Annotated in this window: 16 protein-coding genes and 1 pseudogene; 12 read left to right on the forward strand and 5 right to left on the reverse strand. The window is 62.0% G+C overall.

Features of this window, described 5'->3' with window-relative positions; translation table 11 throughout:
* The 3 genes and pseudogenes from DD1DGNOD_RS17035 to DD1DGNOD_RS17045 all read right to left on the reverse strand — a co-directional run.
* Positions 1-180, reverse strand: a pseudogene (locus DD1DGNOD_RS17035) (IS5/IS1182 family transposase); the annotation flags it as partial.
* Between the two features lie 620 nt (positions 181-800).
* Complete coding sequence (locus DD1DGNOD_RS17040; protein ID WP_131770585.1) at positions 801-1,298, reverse strand: hypothetical protein; 498 nt, start codon at positions 1,296-1,298, stop codon at positions 801-803.
* Between the two features lie 213 nt (positions 1,299-1,511).
* The gene (locus DD1DGNOD_RS17045) at positions 1,512-3,206 is read right to left on the reverse strand and encodes a right-handed parallel beta-helix repeat-containing protein (protein WP_131770586.1); all 1,695 of its coding nucleotides are present in this window, start codon (positions 3,204-3,206) and stop codon (positions 1,512-1,514) included.
* 323 nt (positions 3,207-3,529) lie between these two features.
* Between DD1DGNOD_RS17045 and DD1DGNOD_RS17050 the strand changes: the two genes are divergently transcribed.
* The 4 genes from DD1DGNOD_RS17050 (at position 3,530) to DD1DGNOD_RS17065 (ending at position 10,565) form a co-directional block, all read left to right on the forward strand.
* Positions 3,530-4,057, forward strand: a complete 528-nt coding sequence (locus DD1DGNOD_RS17050; protein ID WP_131770587.1) for a winged helix-turn-helix domain-containing protein — start codon at positions 3,530-3,532, stop codon at positions 4,055-4,057.
* 698 nt (positions 4,058-4,755) lie between these two features.
* Positions 4,756-5,580, forward strand: a complete 825-nt coding sequence (locus DD1DGNOD_RS17055; protein WP_206443252.1) for a hypothetical protein — start codon at positions 4,756-4,758, stop codon at positions 5,578-5,580.
* Positions 5,565-9,077: a DEAD/DEAH box helicase gene (locus tag DD1DGNOD_RS17060; protein ID WP_131770588.1), complete on the forward strand. Its 3,513-nt coding sequence runs from the start codon at positions 5,565-5,567 to the stop codon at positions 9,075-9,077. Before DD1DGNOD_RS17055 ends, DD1DGNOD_RS17060 begins: the two co-directional genes overlap by 16 nt.
* A 1,290-nt stretch (positions 9,078-10,367) precedes the next feature.
* The gene (locus tag DD1DGNOD_RS17065; protein WP_131770589.1) at positions 10,368-10,565 is read left to right on the forward strand and encodes a hypothetical protein; all 198 of its coding nucleotides are present in this window, start codon (positions 10,368-10,370) and stop codon (positions 10,563-10,565) included.
* Between the two features lie 291 nt (positions 10,566-10,856).
* On the opposite strand, the gene DD1DGNOD_RS30550 is transcribed toward DD1DGNOD_RS17065, so the two are convergent.
* Complete coding sequence (locus DD1DGNOD_RS30550; RefSeq protein WP_283234714.1) at positions 10,857-10,982, reverse strand: hypothetical protein; 126 nt, start codon at positions 10,980-10,982, stop codon at positions 10,857-10,859.
* Positions 10,983-11,577: 595 nt separating this feature from the next.
* Positions 11,578-13,500, reverse strand: coding sequence for a hypothetical protein (locus DD1DGNOD_RS27175; RefSeq protein ID WP_165036808.1), 1,923 nt, complete (start codon positions 13,498-13,500; stop codon positions 11,578-11,580).
* A gap of 822 nt (positions 13,501-14,322) precedes the next feature.
* On the opposite strand from DD1DGNOD_RS27175, the gene DD1DGNOD_RS17075 reads away from it, so the two are divergent.
* From DD1DGNOD_RS17075 to DD1DGNOD_RS17100, 8 genes are all read left to right on the forward strand, one after another.
* A complete protein-coding gene (locus tag DD1DGNOD_RS17075; protein WP_131770590.1) occupies positions 14,323-14,616 on the forward strand; it encodes a hypothetical protein in 294 nt (97 codons plus the stop codon).
* Positions 14,617-14,772, forward strand: coding sequence for a hypothetical protein (locus DD1DGNOD_RS27180; RefSeq protein WP_165036810.1), 156 nt, complete (start codon positions 14,617-14,619; stop codon positions 14,770-14,772).
* Positions 14,772-15,080 (forward strand): hypothetical protein, encoded by a 309-nt coding sequence (locus DD1DGNOD_RS17080; RefSeq protein ID WP_131770591.1) that lies wholly within the window; start codon positions 14,772-14,774, stop codon positions 15,078-15,080. The genes DD1DGNOD_RS27180 and DD1DGNOD_RS17080 overlap by 1 nt, the downstream gene beginning before the upstream one ends.
* Positions 15,077-15,289 (forward strand): hypothetical protein, encoded by a 213-nt coding sequence (locus DD1DGNOD_RS17085; RefSeq protein WP_131770592.1) that lies wholly within the window; start codon positions 15,077-15,079, stop codon positions 15,287-15,289. Before DD1DGNOD_RS17080 ends, DD1DGNOD_RS17085 begins: the two co-directional genes overlap by 4 nt.
* Entirely contained in the window at positions 15,286-15,483 is a 198-nt protein-coding gene (locus DD1DGNOD_RS17090; RefSeq protein ID WP_131770593.1) for a hypothetical protein, read from the forward strand. The genes DD1DGNOD_RS17085 and DD1DGNOD_RS17090 overlap by 4 nt, the downstream gene beginning before the upstream one ends.
* Positions 15,480-15,656 carry a hypothetical protein gene (locus DD1DGNOD_RS27185; RefSeq protein WP_165036812.1) on the forward strand — a complete coding sequence of 59 codons (177 nt, stop codon included), beginning with the start codon at positions 15,480-15,482 and terminating at the stop codon, positions 15,654-15,656. The genes DD1DGNOD_RS17090 and DD1DGNOD_RS27185 overlap by 4 nt, the downstream gene beginning before the upstream one ends.
* A 9-nt stretch (positions 15,657-15,665) precedes the next feature.
* Positions 15,666-15,851 (forward strand): hypothetical protein, encoded by a 186-nt coding sequence (locus DD1DGNOD_RS17095; RefSeq protein ID WP_131770594.1) that lies wholly within the window; start codon positions 15,666-15,668, stop codon positions 15,849-15,851.
* A gap of 11 nt (positions 15,852-15,862) precedes the next feature.
* A partial coding sequence (locus tag DD1DGNOD_RS17100; RefSeq protein WP_131770595.1) for a CAP domain-containing protein occupies positions 15,863-16,247 on the forward strand: 385 nt, incomplete at its 3' end.

Consider the following 16,247-nt stretch of genomic DNA (forward strand, 5'->3'; position numbering starts at 1 on the left):
CGCCGCCACCAGCAGCACCCGATCCGGCAGGGGCAACGCCCACGGCCGCCCCGGGCGGCCATCGGCGATCCGGTCCCCGCCGCGCTGGGCGACGAGGCGGACCAGCCGGCGGAACTGGGTCGGCTTCAGCCCGGTGAACGGGAAGATCCACCGAGGGTCAGCAGCGGAGATGACCTGCACCCCAACATGATCCACCAGGCAGTCCCGGGCTGCGCCACCCGGGTTACGAAACAGCCTTTAGACGAGTAAGTCCGAAGTCCGGGTCGATGTACAGGCACCTGGAGAGGGTGTCCAAGATCGGTGTGTGACGACAGACCTGGACACCCTCCTGACCGCACTGTATGGCGAACACGCAAGAAACGGGTGGGCCGTCCGGGCCTGGGATCGAGGTCGTTCTTGTGGACACCGGCTTGCTTGCGCCAAGCCAGCATCTCAACGTTCGACACGAGGCTACGCAGCGTCCAGTCCAGCGTCTCAACGGCGAAATTGGCCGCCGGGGAGGGCGGCGTCGGCCGTTCGAGACCAGGGCGTGCCAGGCACGCTGAAGCCTCGATACGGCTACGGGTCAGGCGACGTTCAATCAGCTGCTAACTCGTCGGTGAGCTGCCGGTGGCCGTCCCGCCAGTGCGGGCTGGCAGTGTGGATCTTCGGCTCGTCCTCTGCCGGATGGTCCCCATCCTGATTCTTTGGCGTGCAGGAGGACGACGCGACCTCCGGTAAACGGCGCTTCACACAAGTCCAACGGGTGGGTCCAGCTGTCCTTGGTACAGTCCCCCCATCAAGTCGCCCTGATAGCGACACTAGCCTTGGAGCGTCGATTCTATGACGAGTTCGCCGCCGAAGAGTCGAGGGCGCAGATGGACGAGTCGCGCGAAGACGACATGTTGATGCACGCCCAGCCACAGCACAATGAAGCCGAGTAGTTCGAGCATCCATCCTTCGGCACTGTTGAACACTGTCACGCCTTGGCGGGTGGTTAGGAGGCAGAATGGTAGTAGTGCGTTGACGAAAAAAACGCTGTAGGCAGCCCACAGCACCAGGCCCACGATGCGTACCGCCCATCGGGCGCCTAGTTCGCCCTCGACGCTGCGACGCGATGCTCCGCTCGATGCCTCTTCGATTTCTTCGATGCTCTCTTTAACGCCTACCAGGCCACGACTCCAGCCATAGAGCACAAGGTAGACCAGAAGGCTCGCCAGGACACCGATAAGCGCGATTACGATGTAGTAGGTGTAGGGCTGGCTGAAGAAGAAGCCGAGATCCAGTAAGGAGACCTGTGTGTGAGCGAAGGCCGACATGACGCCGTACCGCCCGAAGAAGTAGTCGTACAGCAGTGGGCTGTGCGTTACGTACGACCAGTTGCCAGCGGCTAATATGCCAACGACGGACGCGCCGGTTAGTAGGCTACTCAGGATCGAGGGTCGAAGCAGGAGGAGGAAAAGTCGAAGCTGGTGCATGCGGTGATGAAATCAAAGGCAGAGCGACCATAGTCGCCCTGCTCGTTTTAGCTGCTATTGCTTACACGGAACGTTACTAAGACCGGATGCTGCGTTGGTGACAGTGTTGACACAGGATACGATGTTGCCAGTGACGTTGTTCTGGAGCCAGAAGCCGTAGCCCTTGGCTTTGACATCGGCGGTGTTACTGGTGAAGGTGTTGCTGTTCCCCCAGCCGCTCAGCGCGCCGTGGACCTGGAAGCCGTCCTGGAGGGCATTGACGCCGCGGTTGCCGGTGACGCTCCAGTTGTTGCCCTTCATGTCCATCCAGGAGTCAGCCCAGCTGCCGCTCATGCCGGCACCGTCGAAGCTGTTGCCCTGGATGGTGCCGCCGGTGGTGCCTTCCTTGATGTCCATGCTTTCGGCGCCAGTTTTGCTGATGGTGTTGTTGAGCAGTTTGTTGCGGTCCGAGCGGTCCGGTTGGCCGTCGCTGTAGGTGCCCCAGTTGGAGTTGGCGCTGCCGACGTACAGACCTTCGCCGTAGGTCGGGTTCTTTTTCCCGGTGTCGTGAACATTGCTGTTCTGGACAACGTTGTCACTGCTGAATGAGCGGAGGTGGATACCTTCCTGGCCGATGTTGTAGACTTCGACGCCATCAATCAGGTCGTGGCTGGAGCGGTCCAGGACGATGCCCTTGGCAACGTTGGTGACGGTGATGCCCTTTACCTGCCAGTAGTTGGCTGCCGCTAGGTACAGGCCATACTGGGTGCCGGTGCCGTTACCGCCGGGTTTGCCGTCGATGATGGCCTTGTGTGAGCCCTGCAGAACGATCGGTTTATCGGCGGTGCCGGAGGTCGAGGCAACGAAGGTGCCGACGTATTTTTTGCTGCCGATGGCGACGGGTGACTGGATGCCCTTGGTGGTGTAGGTGCCATCGGCCAAGGTGATGACGTCACCTGGCTTGGCATTGACCAGCGCGGCAACCAGCTGGTCGGAGTTAGTGACCTTTACCGCGCGTCCGCCGTCAGGTGTCGGTGTGGGTGTGGGTTCTGCTGTGGATGTCGGGGCCGGCTCGGGAGTTGGTTCCAGTGTTGGCTCGGGTGTCGGAGTTGGAGTCGGGTTCTTGACCGCGCCGCCCGCGCTGACAACCAGGTCGTCGAAGGTGACCGAGCTGCCTTGTGAGCCGTAGCCGACCTTCATGCTGGCTGGTACGCCGACGTCGGCTTTGTCGATGTAGGTCTTCTGACCGCCTTTCTCGTTGAGGTAAACCTTGACCTCGGTTCCCTTTTTGCGCAGCTCGGCTTCGTAGGTTTTGCTGGTGGAGATGCTGGTCGCGAGGCTGGCGACTTTCTTCTGGGCGCCGTTGTCGACGGTGTAGACGCCGTTTTGGTTGGTGTCGCTGCTGAAGTGCGCGTAGCTGTAGTTGGCGTCGTCGGTGTAGTCGAAGACCACCGAGAAGTCAGCCTGGCTGGCGGCGGTTGTGGTGACGGTGGCGAGCGTCTCCAGCCGCCATTCGTCGGCGCTGACGGTCTGCTGGTTGACGCTGAGCGCGACGTTCGTGCCTGCCTTGGCGTACTTCGACTCGACCGCCAGCTTGTAGCCGCCGCCACTGATCTGCCACGTGCCGGCGCCGGTGGTGCTGAACTCCTTAGCGGCATCCACATCCGCGAAATTTTGGTGAATGACCTCAGGCAGCGACTTAGCGAAGCTCGTGGCCAGCAGCACGAGACTACCAAATATCACCACGCCTGCCGCGACACTGATGAGCATGTTCGTACGCCTCGATAAAGCGAGTCTATCGAGCCAGGATGTTTTCTTCATTGGTTTCCCCTTATAGTTTTTATCATTATTTCAACCATAGCAAATTCAATGGACGGATTCAATTGGCATGACACTTCACGACAGGCGGAATGAACACCTTCTCCCTGCGGCGACTTCAAAGCAGAAGGATGCGCATAGGTCGGGGTCCGTCGGGGGATTTTAGCTTGTGTACGATCGTCCAAGGATCCGAATTTCAGCTTCAGTTTTACTGACGTTGAACTCGTGATGGCGGTAGCCGTTACAGACCATGATCTCTGCGGTATGCCGGATCCATGAGATACGCCCAGGGTGGTGGGCTGACACCGCAGGAACAGCAGGCCCGGGAACGCATCCGGCTGGAAGCCGGGGCACGGTTCGCGCGCGGGGACACCACGGCCGCCATCGCCACCGACCTGCGAGTCGGCACACGCCAGGTGGAGAAGTGGCGGCGGACCTGGCGGGCAGGCTGCCTGGACGCGCTGCGGTCGAAAGGCCCGCTGTCGGCCGACCAGTGGCAGCGGCTGGAAGCCGAGTTGGGTCGCGGGCCGGTCGCGCACGGCTGGGACGACGGGCGGGGCTGGACTCTCCTGCGGGTGAAAACGTTGATCGGGCGGCTGTTCCACCTCGGCTACACGGTGCCGGGGGTGGGGGAGCTGCTGCACCGCCATGGCTGGTCGGTGCAGCAGCCGGTCCGGCGGGCGCTGGAACGTGACACCGCCGCGGTGCAGGTGTGGAAGGACGAGGTGTGGCCGCAGGTACAAGGATCGCGGCGGACCTGGGCGCCTGGATCTGTTTCGAGGACGAGACGGGGCAGGGGCTAAGGCCGCCGCAGGGACGGAGTTGGGGGCCGCGGGGCGGACCCCGGTGGTACGGGTGGCCGGCGGTAACCGGCGGTGGGCGGAGTGGTGTGCCTGCGCCCCGGGGACTGGGCGCATCTGTTCTACCGGCTGTGCGTGTGGCGGGGACGCACGGGTGAGCGTCGCGGCTTCGCCTGGTGGTGTCAGCCCCTGGGTCCGGCTGCAACACCACCATGCCACCTTGCCCTTCGCCGCCACAGACGCTACGAGCAGCGTCAGTGCAACAACGGCGGTCCGTCGAGTTCGCGACCCCACCGATCATCCCCACGGACAACGCGTGCGGGCGAACGCGGCACCAGACTCATACGGGTCGCGGCGCAGCTCAGCGTTGACGGTCGATCTTTGGTGATATTGTCGGCTATGTCGCTACGATGCCTCGGCTGTGGGCCGATATAGGGGGCGAAGGTGCCGCATCAGCAGGTGGGAGGTTCGGCTATCCGACCGGCCGTCGTGATGGGTGCAGGTGGTGGCTCGCACCCTCTACAGGTGGAATCTAGCCCGGTGCCAGCCAGTCCCCGCCGCTCCAGTTCCGATGCATTCACCGCCGTGGAGAACGTCGACTGTTGGTGTCGTCGGCTGATTGATCAGCACGGGGCGATCTGGGTGCCGTAGTGATGCCAACCAGTAAATCCGATGGTTTGATCACGGCGACTGTACCGAGGTTGGCATCGCTGCTCGCGATGAAGGATGGTCCCGATGGCGCGCGGGTCGAGTACGTCATCGGTGGGCAGGACCTGACTGGCGGTGTTCGTGAGCAGGTGGCTCAACTGCTGGCCGACGACGCCATGTGTATCAGGTGTGGTCGTTCGACGACGCTGGATGAGTGGCGCAAGCGTCGTGACGGTTGTCCACCACCTGAAAGATCAAGAAAGGGTATCGCGGTATACGCCGGGATTGGGTTCGGATTGCCGGACAAGCCGGCCAAGGAAGACCACTTGCAGGGGCTGGTGGCCGAGCTGCTGTGGGGCCGCTTGATGAGTGAGCGGCTAGTGTGCCGCGACGGCCGGCGGCTTGTACGGGCGCACTCGGTCAAGCCGGATCCGTTGGAGCCTGGCGGAGACGGTCTAGTGATCTATGAGGTCGAGGGCGGCACGCTCGTGTTTCGCCTCTGGGAGATTAAGAAGCACGACGCGAAGAAGTCGATCTCGGCAACCATCGGCAGGGCCAGCAAGCAGCTGTCCAGCCGGGGCCAGGAGTACCTGGCCAAGTTGGCTGGACCGGAGACAGTCGATCAGGGAGGTCGCCTCGGTGATTTCTATGCGGATCTCGTCGAGCTCTGGCTCGACGGCAGCAACCAGGCTGGCGCCGGGGTCTCGATAGGCACGTCGAAGGAGTATGCGCCGACCCGCCCGCTGTCCTTCCGCTCGATTGCGACTCAGTTCCCGCATTTCATCCAGCCGGGTCAGATCGAGAGCATCGTCGTTGCGGTGCCGGATTTCCCCGCATTCGCCGTCCGTGTGAGGGAGATCGTGTGGAGCGGGCTCTAAACATTGACCTCCTGACCGCTGCGTTGGCCGGCCGCAGCAACCTCCCGACCGCGCAGGAACTTCAAGACCTGATGGCCGATGTCGAGGTGGGGCTGATCCTCCGCCGTGCGGACATCCCACAGGAGCTGATCAACTCTGCCTGGTACCTGCATGCAGTCGCCTCGGTCGACCAGGCCCGCGAGCGGTACACGGCGGCGCGGCAACGCCAGGCATTCCAGGTCAGCGCCCACATCTTCGACCTAGCGCTCAACCAGAACGATTGGTCACGAGCCGATCGGCTCTCCTTCGGGTTCGCTGCTGCGATCGGGTACCGACGGGGTGGCCTCGACCCGAACGCCACGGCAATCATGAATCGGCTGCGAGCGGACGTCACCATTGATGCGCCAGTGCTTGAACACATGGATGTCCTCGCGTTGGAAACAGGCCTTGCACTGCTGGGATTCGAGACACGGACCCTGTTCGCCTGGCTCGGTGGATGGCGGCGGCAGATGGCAGAGCTGGCCCGTCTGTCGCAGCTGGATGATCTGATGACGACCGCGTTCGGCCCTACCCACATGGTCGTGCTCGGCGCCGAGGACCTCCTAGTCTACTTCGTCCGAGGCGAAGGAGATCGGCTCGAACGGGGCCGTGTCCGGCTCAGGACCGCCGCGACGGGACAGGCAGGCCCAGGGGATCTGAACGCCCGGTGGGTAGCCGCGCACCTGCTCGCATTCTCCGGCGAAGCCGAAGCGGGATCACTGTGGAACCCGACCCTGCTGCCACCTACGGTCCCAGCACTGGTCCGCCAGGCATTCACCCTGGGCAGCCCACCCGTGCTGACCGTGTGGGAACCACAGCACAAACTGCTCATCGGAGACCGCTCTCCGTTCGACCCTCACTCGCGCCGCATGGTGCTGGCGGTGCCCACCAGCGGAGGCAAGACTCTGATCGCCCAACTGCTGGCGGTGGAGCATCTGGTCCGGACAGACCGCGGCGTCTGCTATGTCGCCCCGACGCGCAGTTTGTGTCGCGAGGTCCGTCGGTCTATGGCCAGCCGTATCTGGATCTTGCAGAAGGAGACTGGCGCGGACCTGCCCGATTTCCCCAGCTGGTCTGATCTTTTTGCCTCTGTGGATACAGCCGACTCGGCCGACGTGGATGTAATGACGCCTGAACGCCTATCGAACCTGTTGCGCCACGATGCTGATGCCGTCCTCCAGCGGTACGGCATGTTCGTCTTCGACGAGGCCCAGCTGGTCAAGGAACGCGGTCGCGGATTCACGCTGGAGTCCACAATCACGCTCTTGGACTACCTTAGCCGCGAGACCGACCACAAGATCATTCTGATCTCGGCTGCAATGGGCAACGCGGGCGCGATCGCTCAATGGCTCAGCCCAGACGGTCAGGCGTTATGGCACGAGTCACAGTGGCGGGGCCCACGTCGCCTCCATGCTGTATTCACTACCAAGGCACACTGGAAAGACAATTATTCTGAGTATCTACCGAGGGCCTCGAAATGGCCATATCGACTGTACACACCTCTGAGTGGTGTAATTCGTCTACGGACGGCGAACGGACGTACCAGCGAGTTGACCCTGAGTAGGACCGGATGGCTCTTCGTCCGCATAACCAGTTCGCCGGAGCTCGTCCAGAGAGGACTCAAGTCTGATAACGAGCGATCAACGAAGCGCTACCAAATGGCAAGTGACATGATCGTCGAACTCGGGCACGCCGGCACCGTCCTGGTTGCCGCAGGCACCCGTGAGCAAGCCAAGCACCTCGCACAGGGTCTCGCTGGCAACCTTGAGGAGACTCCGGATACTGCACCGCTGGTCGACTTCGTCCGCCTCCTCCTCGGAGACGATCATCCCCTGGTCGACGTACTCCGTCGCGGCGTCGGCTTCCATCACGGTGGGCTCCCTATCGAGGTGCTAGAAGCTTTGGAGGAAGCGGTCCGTGAGGACCTCCTACGATACCTCACCTGCACATCCACTCTCACCGACGGCGTGAACCTGCCCGTACGGACCGTCGTCATCTACGACCAGCCGCACCCCGGCATGGACGACGACGCACGGCTTCGCGGCGCTCGGCTGATCAACGCAATGGGCCGGGCCGGCCGCGCGGGCAAAGAGACCGAAGGATGGATCGTCCTCGTACGGGCCGCAGCCCCCACCGAGACCGACTTCGAAGATCTCAATCCTGACGCCGAGAGCCTTGCCGTCACCTCGTCGCTGACCACCGCGGAGGCTCTCGACGCGTTCGCCAACCTCGAACAGACACTACGGGATGACGAGGATGCAATCTTCCGCGTCGACGACCCTGTGACAAGGAACTTCATCAGCTTCGTCTGGTTCGTTCTCGCGGTCGAGGAAGAACGCGGCACCGACCCGGCGGCCGTCGACCTGGTTCGTATCATCGATTCGACGTTGGCTGCACAGTCGCTCCCGGCCCGGGCGGCATGTCTGTCAGCCGCGACGGTAACCCGCTCGGTCTATGCGAGGACCAATGTCGGAGCGCGCCGCCGCTGGCCCCGGACTGGTACCTCTATTGGATCCGCTCGCATCATCGACAACCTAGCCCACGAGATCGCCCTCGACATCCTCAACCGCGAGGGAGCCCTTGCACGCGCCGACGTCCGCGACCCGCGACAAGCCCTTCGCGTTCCCGGAATAATTAGCCGATTGCTCGCGCTGCCCGAAGCGCCGCGGTGGCACTTTCGCTCGAAGCCGAAGGGTGGCAACACCGTCTCCATTGATCCGGCTGATCTGCTGGCTGACTGGCTCTACGGCGCGTCCCTTCCCGATCTCGCGGACGCCTACCTCGAAGCCGCGTCTGATCCGGCCTGGCGGATCGAGCAGATGGTTGACGCGGTATCCAGTCACTTCGAGCACTACCTCGCATGGACCATCGGAGCGCTGGTCGAACTGGTCAACACCCGCTTGGAGGACGCCGAAACCCACGAACGGATGTGCCCTGACCTCGGCAGCTACATCCGCTACGGCGTTGACGACCCCCGTGCGTTGATCCTCATGACTGCGGGGATCCGCTCCCGTCGCCTCGCGCACGCTATCGTCGCCGACATCCCCGCCGACCTCGAAGCCAGCCGCGAGACTCTGCGGCTCTGGCTGAACAGGATGGGCGTGCCTGGATGGCGCAGCCGCTACAACGCCTCTGCCTCCGAGGTCCTGGACCTCCTGGATTTCACCCGAGAACGCAACCGCAGCCTACTTAAGACTCTCCTGGAGAGCGGAACGGCAACCGTTCACCTCCCCATCCAGACCACGAATCTGCCTAGCTGGAACGGACCACTCACCCTGGAACCGCTGCGCGGCGAGTCACCGCCCACAGCCCTGGCGATCTACGCGGGCGAACGATTTCTCGTCTCGGCAGCTGCGCAAGACCAGGCCGATCTCTCCGCGATCATCGACACCGGTCTGGACATCGCCTTGGCGATCGGTACCGAGGGTCCCCAACCGACACTGTCGATCACTCTCGTCGTTGGCGACGAGCGAGACTGATGTCCTGCGCCTGAATTCGTCTCGGCCTACGGCTGCGGGTTTGACACAAAGGGATGCGAGATGGGATTGACACCCTGGTAGAGCGCTGGCCACAATTCCCTAGGGGCAGTGCCAAGCAGTTCGACTGCTCGACCAGTACTCCAGAAGTGCAGAACAACTGATGATAGGTACGTCGCCGATACGGCTTCTGGGTGGTCGAGAATGAAGTGAGCCAAAACTTCCTCGCTAAGGAAGCACCTACCCATACTGTCTGGGGCACCGACCGATATCAGGAGCCGGTCGTTTGAGGGTCTATCCTTACGGGTAATGATCTTCCGGAGATTGGACCACTCTTCTGACGCCATGTGATCAGACTGAAAGGCTAGCCCCATGCTCATGCCTGTCATAGAGAATAGTCCAGACGCAGGCACGCCACCGAGCAAAGGGACGGACATGAAGTTCACGTCTTCAGGCGTTCGTACCGGCCCAGCTCCGGTCAACTGTTGTGGGATCTCAGTGCCTGATACCCGATACTGGTCTGGGTCCGGCCGATGCGCGACCAGTGCTTCTACCAACCGGTCGTAGGCACCTGTATCATTCGCTTTGAACGGTAGGCCCGCAGGATCATCAGCGGCACCGAACCACATGGATACGTGGTAGCCAGTCAGGTGACCGATTCGGTGCCGTTGTTGTTCGCTAAATCGCCTCGTGATCTCGAAGAACAGCGCTTGAGCCTGCCGTCGTTGATGGTTACTGAAGGCGGTAAGCTCCCAACCAACTTGACCGCCATCTACGTGTGCGTAGAGGTCGGGCGGGTCGTCACCGGGAGCGACCAGAGTAACCGCATCGTATAGCTCATTTCCGGTCGCGCACCTATAGTCAACCGCGAGGCGTTGCAGGTGAAGAAGCTCCAATTCGGACTTGGAGATAGGCGTAGCAACACGAAGCCAACTGAACGGGATTTCATTGGCGATTCCAAGCCATGGATGCCCGCTGTCATTTTTGCCGACTAGGGCAGTGACCAACGGTGCGCCCCACGGAGATGGCACAACACTGACATCTTCTACCGCCCACTTTCCCCGAAGCATGATCGGAAGCAGGATCATGTAGCTCTGGGTGGGCGCGACGGGCTTCCCAGCTTCATCTGCTACGCGGCTCGGGCTCATCCCTCGGTCGTCCTCTTCGTTGAAGCGGCGTCTTCCCGCAACGGCCCCTCGGTAACGTTGGGACGGCGCACGGATTGTCGGATGTTACCGGCTGGCTGCGTGGGGATCTGTGCGGGCGTGTTGATTCCGGCGGATGTGGGCAGGGGTGGTGGTCGCGGCGGGCGAACCGTTCGGGCCGGGCCGCATGGATCGCTTCGACGTCGCCAGCCCCGAGGCCCAGCGCTCAAGGGTGGTGGCCTCGAAAGGCGTGAATGACCTCGGCGACGGCGCGCAGGACGGTAGCGATTGCGTCTGCCGTGCTCGGCCGCAACGTCACAAGCAACACCGGGACGAGCACAAGTAGGGCGGGGAGTACGGCGAGGAACCTCATGCAGTCGAGGGTGGCTGTCGTCGCACAGTATCTATGATCGTGTCAGGATCGCGAACAGCCGGTCAAGATCGGTATCCCACGGCCGGGCGTTGGGTTCGATGATCCCCACGATCGAAAGGATGATCCGGCTTGGGAATCCGAAGACGGGAGCGCTGGTGGCATCCTGCCGAGGGCTACCCGTCGTGTCCGAACTGCCGCGAGGACTACCCCAACGTCCGAGGACAGAACGAGGTGTGGCACGAGGAAGCTCTTGGAGCTGGCTGGCTAGCGGCGCTCCGGCTCGCTACGGACCGTGGCCATCTTGTTGTCGCCGAGCTTCGGATCTTCCCGGCAGATGGCGACTGCCGAGATGCTGGTACCTGGAGGGTCGAACGCGAAAGTATAGCGCATGCTGCTCGACTTGTGCCGCGGGGAGGGCTAACTACCAGAAAGCTGCGGGAGGTGGCAATCGAACGGGCTTTGAAGGCTGCGCTGCCGGCTCTCCGTGACCACCACGAATTCATTCGCCTTTCCGCAGTGGATAGCGAGCAGCAGGAGCACGCCGACGAGATGCCACTTGCGGTTACAGGGATGCCCGCAGCAGTCAAAGCCGAGCAGCGACGCCAGAACCCTCGCGGCGTTTCCGACCTATACCTGGCCGAGATCGCTTGCCGCTACGAACGCTTGTGGAATGATCCAGCGACCCGTCGGAAAGTCAGCAAGTCACTTGCTGCCGAGACGGGAGAGTCCGAGAGCCGGGCTCGGCGACTTGTCTTCCAAGCTCGGGAGCGAGGCATGCTCACCGGCGGGGGACGTGGACGGTCGGGCGGCAGCGCAACGCCAACGGCGCGCACGCTACTACAGAGACATGCTCAGGGAGAATTATAGAATTGCCTGTCGGCAACATGAAATCACATTGAGTTTTTCCGACTCTTCTGACGTATGGTGGGGTAGCCGGAGCACGGAGAAGTCGCCGGGGATCGCGCTCATCCCGACAGGCAGCTTTTCAGCCGCCTTTCTCGTCGTTGATCTTGCGAATGATCCGTTCAAGATCTCGCCGTTGTTCGGGTGTTGCCCGTCGCATTCTGTCACTGACAGCAAGCTCTCTCGCGCGGTTGGTCATATCGGCCAGGGCCTTGAGCTGATAACCCGTGACGGCTTCCCAGGTGGTGTGTCCGGGGTGCAGGACTTGGATGCAATCAGGCAGCACCCGGTAGAGGGCGACCCTTCGCGCGCCCTGGTCGTTGGTGGCATAGAGCGCCCAGCTTGCTCCATCGGGGGTAAACAACGCCGGTAACGGTTCGTTCGGGTTGTCGAGGTGGGCGGCCAGGATGGGTCGCAGCGGGGTTAAGGAGTCGTATTCGCGGCGAAGCTCGTCGAGCAGAGTGGACCCGTGGCGGTCGGGCTTGTGCTGTAATGTTTGTTCAAGAGCGAGGAGGACAGGTTGGCACATGTCTGGCGTGAGCTCACGGACAACGAGCGCGGTCAGGCGCGATTCCCTAATGGACGTGTCGGTGATGCTCACGAGGCCCAGGCGGGTGAGTTCGGTCAGCGCGGCCCGCACGGCCAGCGCGGACGGTGTGTGCCCGGAGAGGAGAGCGACGAGTTCGAGGACGAGTTCACGTCGCTGTTGGCCGTAGTCGCTCGACCAGGCTAGGCACACCAGGATGGTGTAGGATAGCGCTGCCGGATGGAGTCGTTGGAAGAGTTCCTGGATGACTCTGGCTGCGCTCCGGGGAACGTCCATGACCTCGGCGATGTTGGCGAGTGTCCCTGTTGGCTGGTGGCTGAGTTCCGCGAGCAGTTCGGCTGGCGTGACCGCGTCGCCGAGGGTGAGATAGCTGGCGATGTGCACAAGACTTTCGGGGTGGCCGCCCACGGCAGCCGACAGGTTCTTGACCAGTTTCGGATGAAGATCAGGAAACCGAGTCGTCAGCAGCTCGGCGGCCTGGTCGAACGTGAAGGTCACCATCTGGTGCGACCGAATGTTTCGGTACTGCTTGGTGGGTGGCTCGGAGAAGGACAGCCGCTCGGGTGTGGTGATCAGGATGGGGATGTTGGTTCCGTTCGGTACGAGCTCAGTGACGCTTCCCTGATTTCGCACGCCATCAAGAACGAGCAGACTAACCGCCTTCATATTCTGGATGGCGCGTCGGAAGAGGGTGCGGCATTGCTCGTCGGTCCAGCTTTCCGGATGATACCCCTCCAAGTCGAGTACGTGACGGATGTCTTCTTCAACAAGGCCATGCCGACCACAGCGGACGAAACCAGCAGGTGAGCTGACAGCGATTTGCTGACAGAACTGGTGAGCTAGCACAGTCTTGCCTATTCCAGAGACCCCCCAGATCTGCATGAAGCCGCCGTCAGGAAGCAATTCCCGATAGCTGGTATGCAGCCAGGTGAGCTCGGCTTCGCGGGTGACGATGCCCGACTCGGCGAGCCGATACATGCCGGCGTCGTGGGACGTCGAGGGGAAGTCAGAATGAGCAAGGATGTCAGCGAGTCGCAGCCGGAGACGTTCTATCCGGCGTGTGAGACTGCTGGGGCTCTCGTGCAGGTTGGCTCGTGTGCGTAGTTCCCGGACGAGGTATGCGTATTTCTTCCCGTCGAGCTGGTCTGGCTCTATCGGCGCGATGTGCGGGAAGGTCGGGGCACCATCGAGGTTGAACAGGTGAAACGCGGCCTCCTGTTGTGTGATGTCTCCGAACTCTCCGGCGAGTTGCGCGATCGCGTTTCTGAGTATCAGCTCAAGGCATGCTGTTTGGTCCACCTGCCATGCGCGTGAGAACTGCTGCTGTCCAATCCTGCGAAGCTCAGGTATCGCCAGTGGCCCCTTCGTCCCGACCGGCTCGAAGGCGCGCACTACGAGGCGTCGGGCGACATCATCGAGCTCTTTCCCGATCATGGTGACGAGAGGGTTGGCGGGCATGGGGATCAGTATGGACCATCAGGCTGGTCGTCGGGAACGACGTGCGACCCTGCCGCGACCGTGGGACGAGTCCAGCGACGGAGCCCGCGTCGACAGATGATGTCATCGGCGCGAATGCAAAACGCCCCGGCTCAAGTCACCTGAGCACGAGGCGTTTCGCAGGTGGCAGGTGAAGGTCGGGGCTGGTGTTGCTGATCCTAGTGTGAGAACGGGTTGATGCGCCTGGCCAGAGAGCGAAGGAGCAGCCAGATTTGCCTGATCCATGAACGCTTCCGCGCCCTGATTATGTACTGGCGTGTCACTTTGATAGCCTCGGCATTTCGGGCTATTGCCGCCACATACTCTCTATCCTCTGCCGCATCAGGCTGTAGGCCGGCGGAAAATTGGCCACCATCTAGATTACAAGGATCGATGAAGAGCAGCTTCTCTGGCGGCAGCTGTTCGTTCTCAATGGACATGTGCGTGCCTCTCTTGGTCGGATGTGGCACGCCGTCAGCTAGGAGTACTAGTTGACGGGGAGCCGCAGCCGAGACGCCGAGGGCAATACGTGATCACCATCAGCAACACGCCGACGATCTCTACCTATTTATAACACCGAAAGATCATTTCGTCAATAAAAATCTTCATAAGCCGTCTTCCCTCGCTTGAATCTCCACGCTTGCGCGTTAGATGATTCGCGCGGTTTAGTCAATTTCTTCCGGCTCGACTTGGCGCTCACATGATGGGCGCCAAGTCGAGCCAGAAGTCATGGTTTCGTTGTTGCTGTTTTCCTACGTTGAGTCCTGTGCGCGGCACCTGGCGGTGCACAGGAAGGACGAGCCCATGTCTCAACTCGACCCCTACGGCAGCAACCTGCCGACCATGTTCACCCCTGGTGGTCGGGCACTCGCCCGTGATCTCACCACCGTCCGACGTGCTACCAGCGTCGGTCTAGCCAAAGGCGACGGCTTGGCGGCCTTCACCGAACAGGCCATGGGCAACCTGGCTGCGCTCGACCGACAGCGCCGGTTGCTGGCCTGTGGTGACGAGACCCTGAACAACCTCCTCATGGAGGTGGAGATCGGGCACGTCATGTGCGTGCTGAGTGAGCAACGTGCCATGTACCGGCGGTACTGAATGGCCGACATCGACCCCGCATTCCTGGACGAACGGGTAGCCACGCTGGACGACAAGCTCACGGGCCTGCTGGCCGAAATCGAGGCCGTCTGCGTGACGTGGGCTATCGGCCTGGTCGACCAAGTCAGAAACCCACCGAAGCCGGAGGAGAAGTAATGGAGGCCATCGGCTGGCTGCTCATCGGTACCGTCATTCTTGCCTACCTCTGCGCCTTTCTGGAGCGCTACGGACACCTGCTACTCGTCCTGACCGGTGAGGCGCTTCTTGCCGCTCTAGCCCTAGCACTTCTGGTGATCATCATGCGGGCTGTCTGGTCGTGCTTCTGCCGCTGGCGGGAACTGCGGCAAATCCGTATCCAGACCGCCCATGCCATCCAACGCACCAACACCTACTACGAGAAGTCGCGGGCCGAAATGGAACAACTCGCCCGCGCCTACCGCCTACGGAAGGGGATCAACCAATGACACTCACCGACTACCACACACTGCTCGCTGTGATGACCGTGACGCTCCTACTGCTCACAGTGCCGCCAGTCATCACGCTCATGCGCCTCGACAGCGAAGCAGCCAAGGAACGCGCAGCCGCCAAAGCGCGTATCGCGGCAAGGCAAGCCGCAAAAGCCAGTCTGCCCGCCATTCCGGACGACGAACCCGCCCCAGAGGAGGAGACATGAACAGTCAGATCACCCCGGAGCAGGTGCAGAACCTACTCACGCTCGGCTCGGTCATTCTGCTCGCCGTTGTCCTTCGCCTGATCGGCCTCGCCGTGTGGCGCAAGTGGTTCGCGGACGACACCGCCGATGACGGCCTGACGCAGGAAGAGCGCGACCTGCGTACGGCCTACCGGAAGGGGCGACGTCCCAGATGAGTCGCCACCAGCCGTACCGAGGCGTCCAAGGGCGCCGCTACCAGGCCGTCATGAAGTCCTGGCGCAGGCTGCGCCACAGCGAGGCGGAGACGGCAGTCCGTCAACGGTCCCGCCGTCGGCGCCTCTTGGAGGAACTGCGCGCGCTCGACCTCGAAACCTACGACCACAGCTAGGGACAAGCCATGCGCCCAGGAATGTTCAGCAAGCTCCTGACCAGTGTGTTCGGTGCGCTGCTGCTCGTGCTCCTGGTGGCCGTGGTGGCGCGGGCGGCCTACTGGCTGCTCGCGCCGCTCGTCCCGGTCCTTGTGACGGCGGTCGCCTTGGGCGTCATCTACTGGTTCATCTTTCGCGGAATCCGCCGACGTTAGCGGGAATTACTATGCACATCTTCACGCCTTATACACCTACTGATAGCGAGCTGTTGTGGCTGACCAACAAGGTAAGGCTTGATCACGGAAGAAGCGAGCTGGAGTGGAATTGGGCTCTCGGCCAAGCAGCAAGCTGGATGGCACGCGACATGTTCGAGAACGACTACATGAGCCACCAGGACAGCTGCGGTAACTGGGTGTTGCAGCGGGCCATGGGATATGGCTACCCAGGCCGCCAAGGCTGGTTCTCTGTCGCCGAAAATGTGGCCTCCGGCTACCCGACTCCTGAGCGGGTTATTGAGGGGTGGCTGACCAGCGAGGGTCACCGGCTCAACATGCTGCGCGACACCTGGGTCAGTGTCGGACTCGGCTACTGCGTCCGGAAGTGGGTGCAGG

It is taken from the genome of Candidatus Protofrankia californiensis (assembly GCF_900634765.1).
Lineage (GTDB): Bacteria > Actinomycetota > Actinomycetes > Frankiales > Frankiaceae > Protofrankia > Protofrankia californiensis.

What these genes read in the sequence shown, in the direction of transcription:
- DD1DGNOD_RS17075 (WP_131770590.1), top strand. Translation starts at nt 14,323, where the DNA reads ATGTCTCAACTCGACCCCTACGGCAGCAACCTGCCGACCATGTTCACC.
- DD1DGNOD_RS17050 (WP_131770587.1), top strand. Translation starts at nt 3,530, where the DNA reads ATGAGATACGCCCAGGGTGGTGGGCTGACACCGCAGGAACAGCAGGCC.
- DD1DGNOD_RS17095 (WP_131770594.1), top strand. Translation starts at nt 15,666, where the DNA reads ATGCGCCCAGGAATGTTCAGCAAGCTCCTGACCAGTGTGTTCGGTGCG.
- DD1DGNOD_RS17040 (WP_131770585.1), bottom strand. Translation starts at nt 1,298, where the DNA reads ATGTCGGCCTTCGCTCACACACAGGTCTCCTTACTGGATCTCGGCTTC.
- DD1DGNOD_RS27175 (WP_165036808.1), bottom strand. Translation starts at nt 13,500, where the DNA reads ATGCCCGCCAACCCTCTCGTCACCATGATCGGGAAAGAGCTCGATGAT.
- DD1DGNOD_RS17090 (WP_131770593.1), top strand. Translation starts at nt 15,286, where the DNA reads ATGAACAGTCAGATCACCCCGGAGCAGGTGCAGAACCTACTCACGCTC.
- DD1DGNOD_RS17085 (WP_131770592.1), top strand. Translation starts at nt 15,077, where the DNA reads ATGACACTCACCGACTACCACACACTGCTCGCTGTGATGACCGTGACG.
- DD1DGNOD_RS17080 (WP_131770591.1), top strand. Translation starts at nt 14,772, where the DNA reads ATGGAGGCCATCGGCTGGCTGCTCATCGGTACCGTCATTCTTGCCTAC.
- DD1DGNOD_RS17045 (WP_131770586.1), bottom strand. Translation starts at nt 3,206, where the DNA reads ATGCTCATCAGTGTCGCGGCAGGCGTGGTGATATTTGGTAGTCTCGTG.
- DD1DGNOD_RS30550 (WP_283234714.1), bottom strand. Translation starts at nt 10,982, where the DNA reads ATGCGCTATACTTTCGCGTTCGACCCTCCAGGTACCAGCATCTCGGCA.
- DD1DGNOD_RS27180 (WP_165036810.1), top strand. Translation starts at nt 14,617, where the DNA reads ATGGCCGACATCGACCCCGCATTCCTGGACGAACGGGTAGCCACGCTG.
- DD1DGNOD_RS27185 (WP_165036812.1), top strand. Translation starts at nt 15,480, where the DNA reads ATGAGTCGCCACCAGCCGTACCGAGGCGTCCAAGGGCGCCGCTACCAG.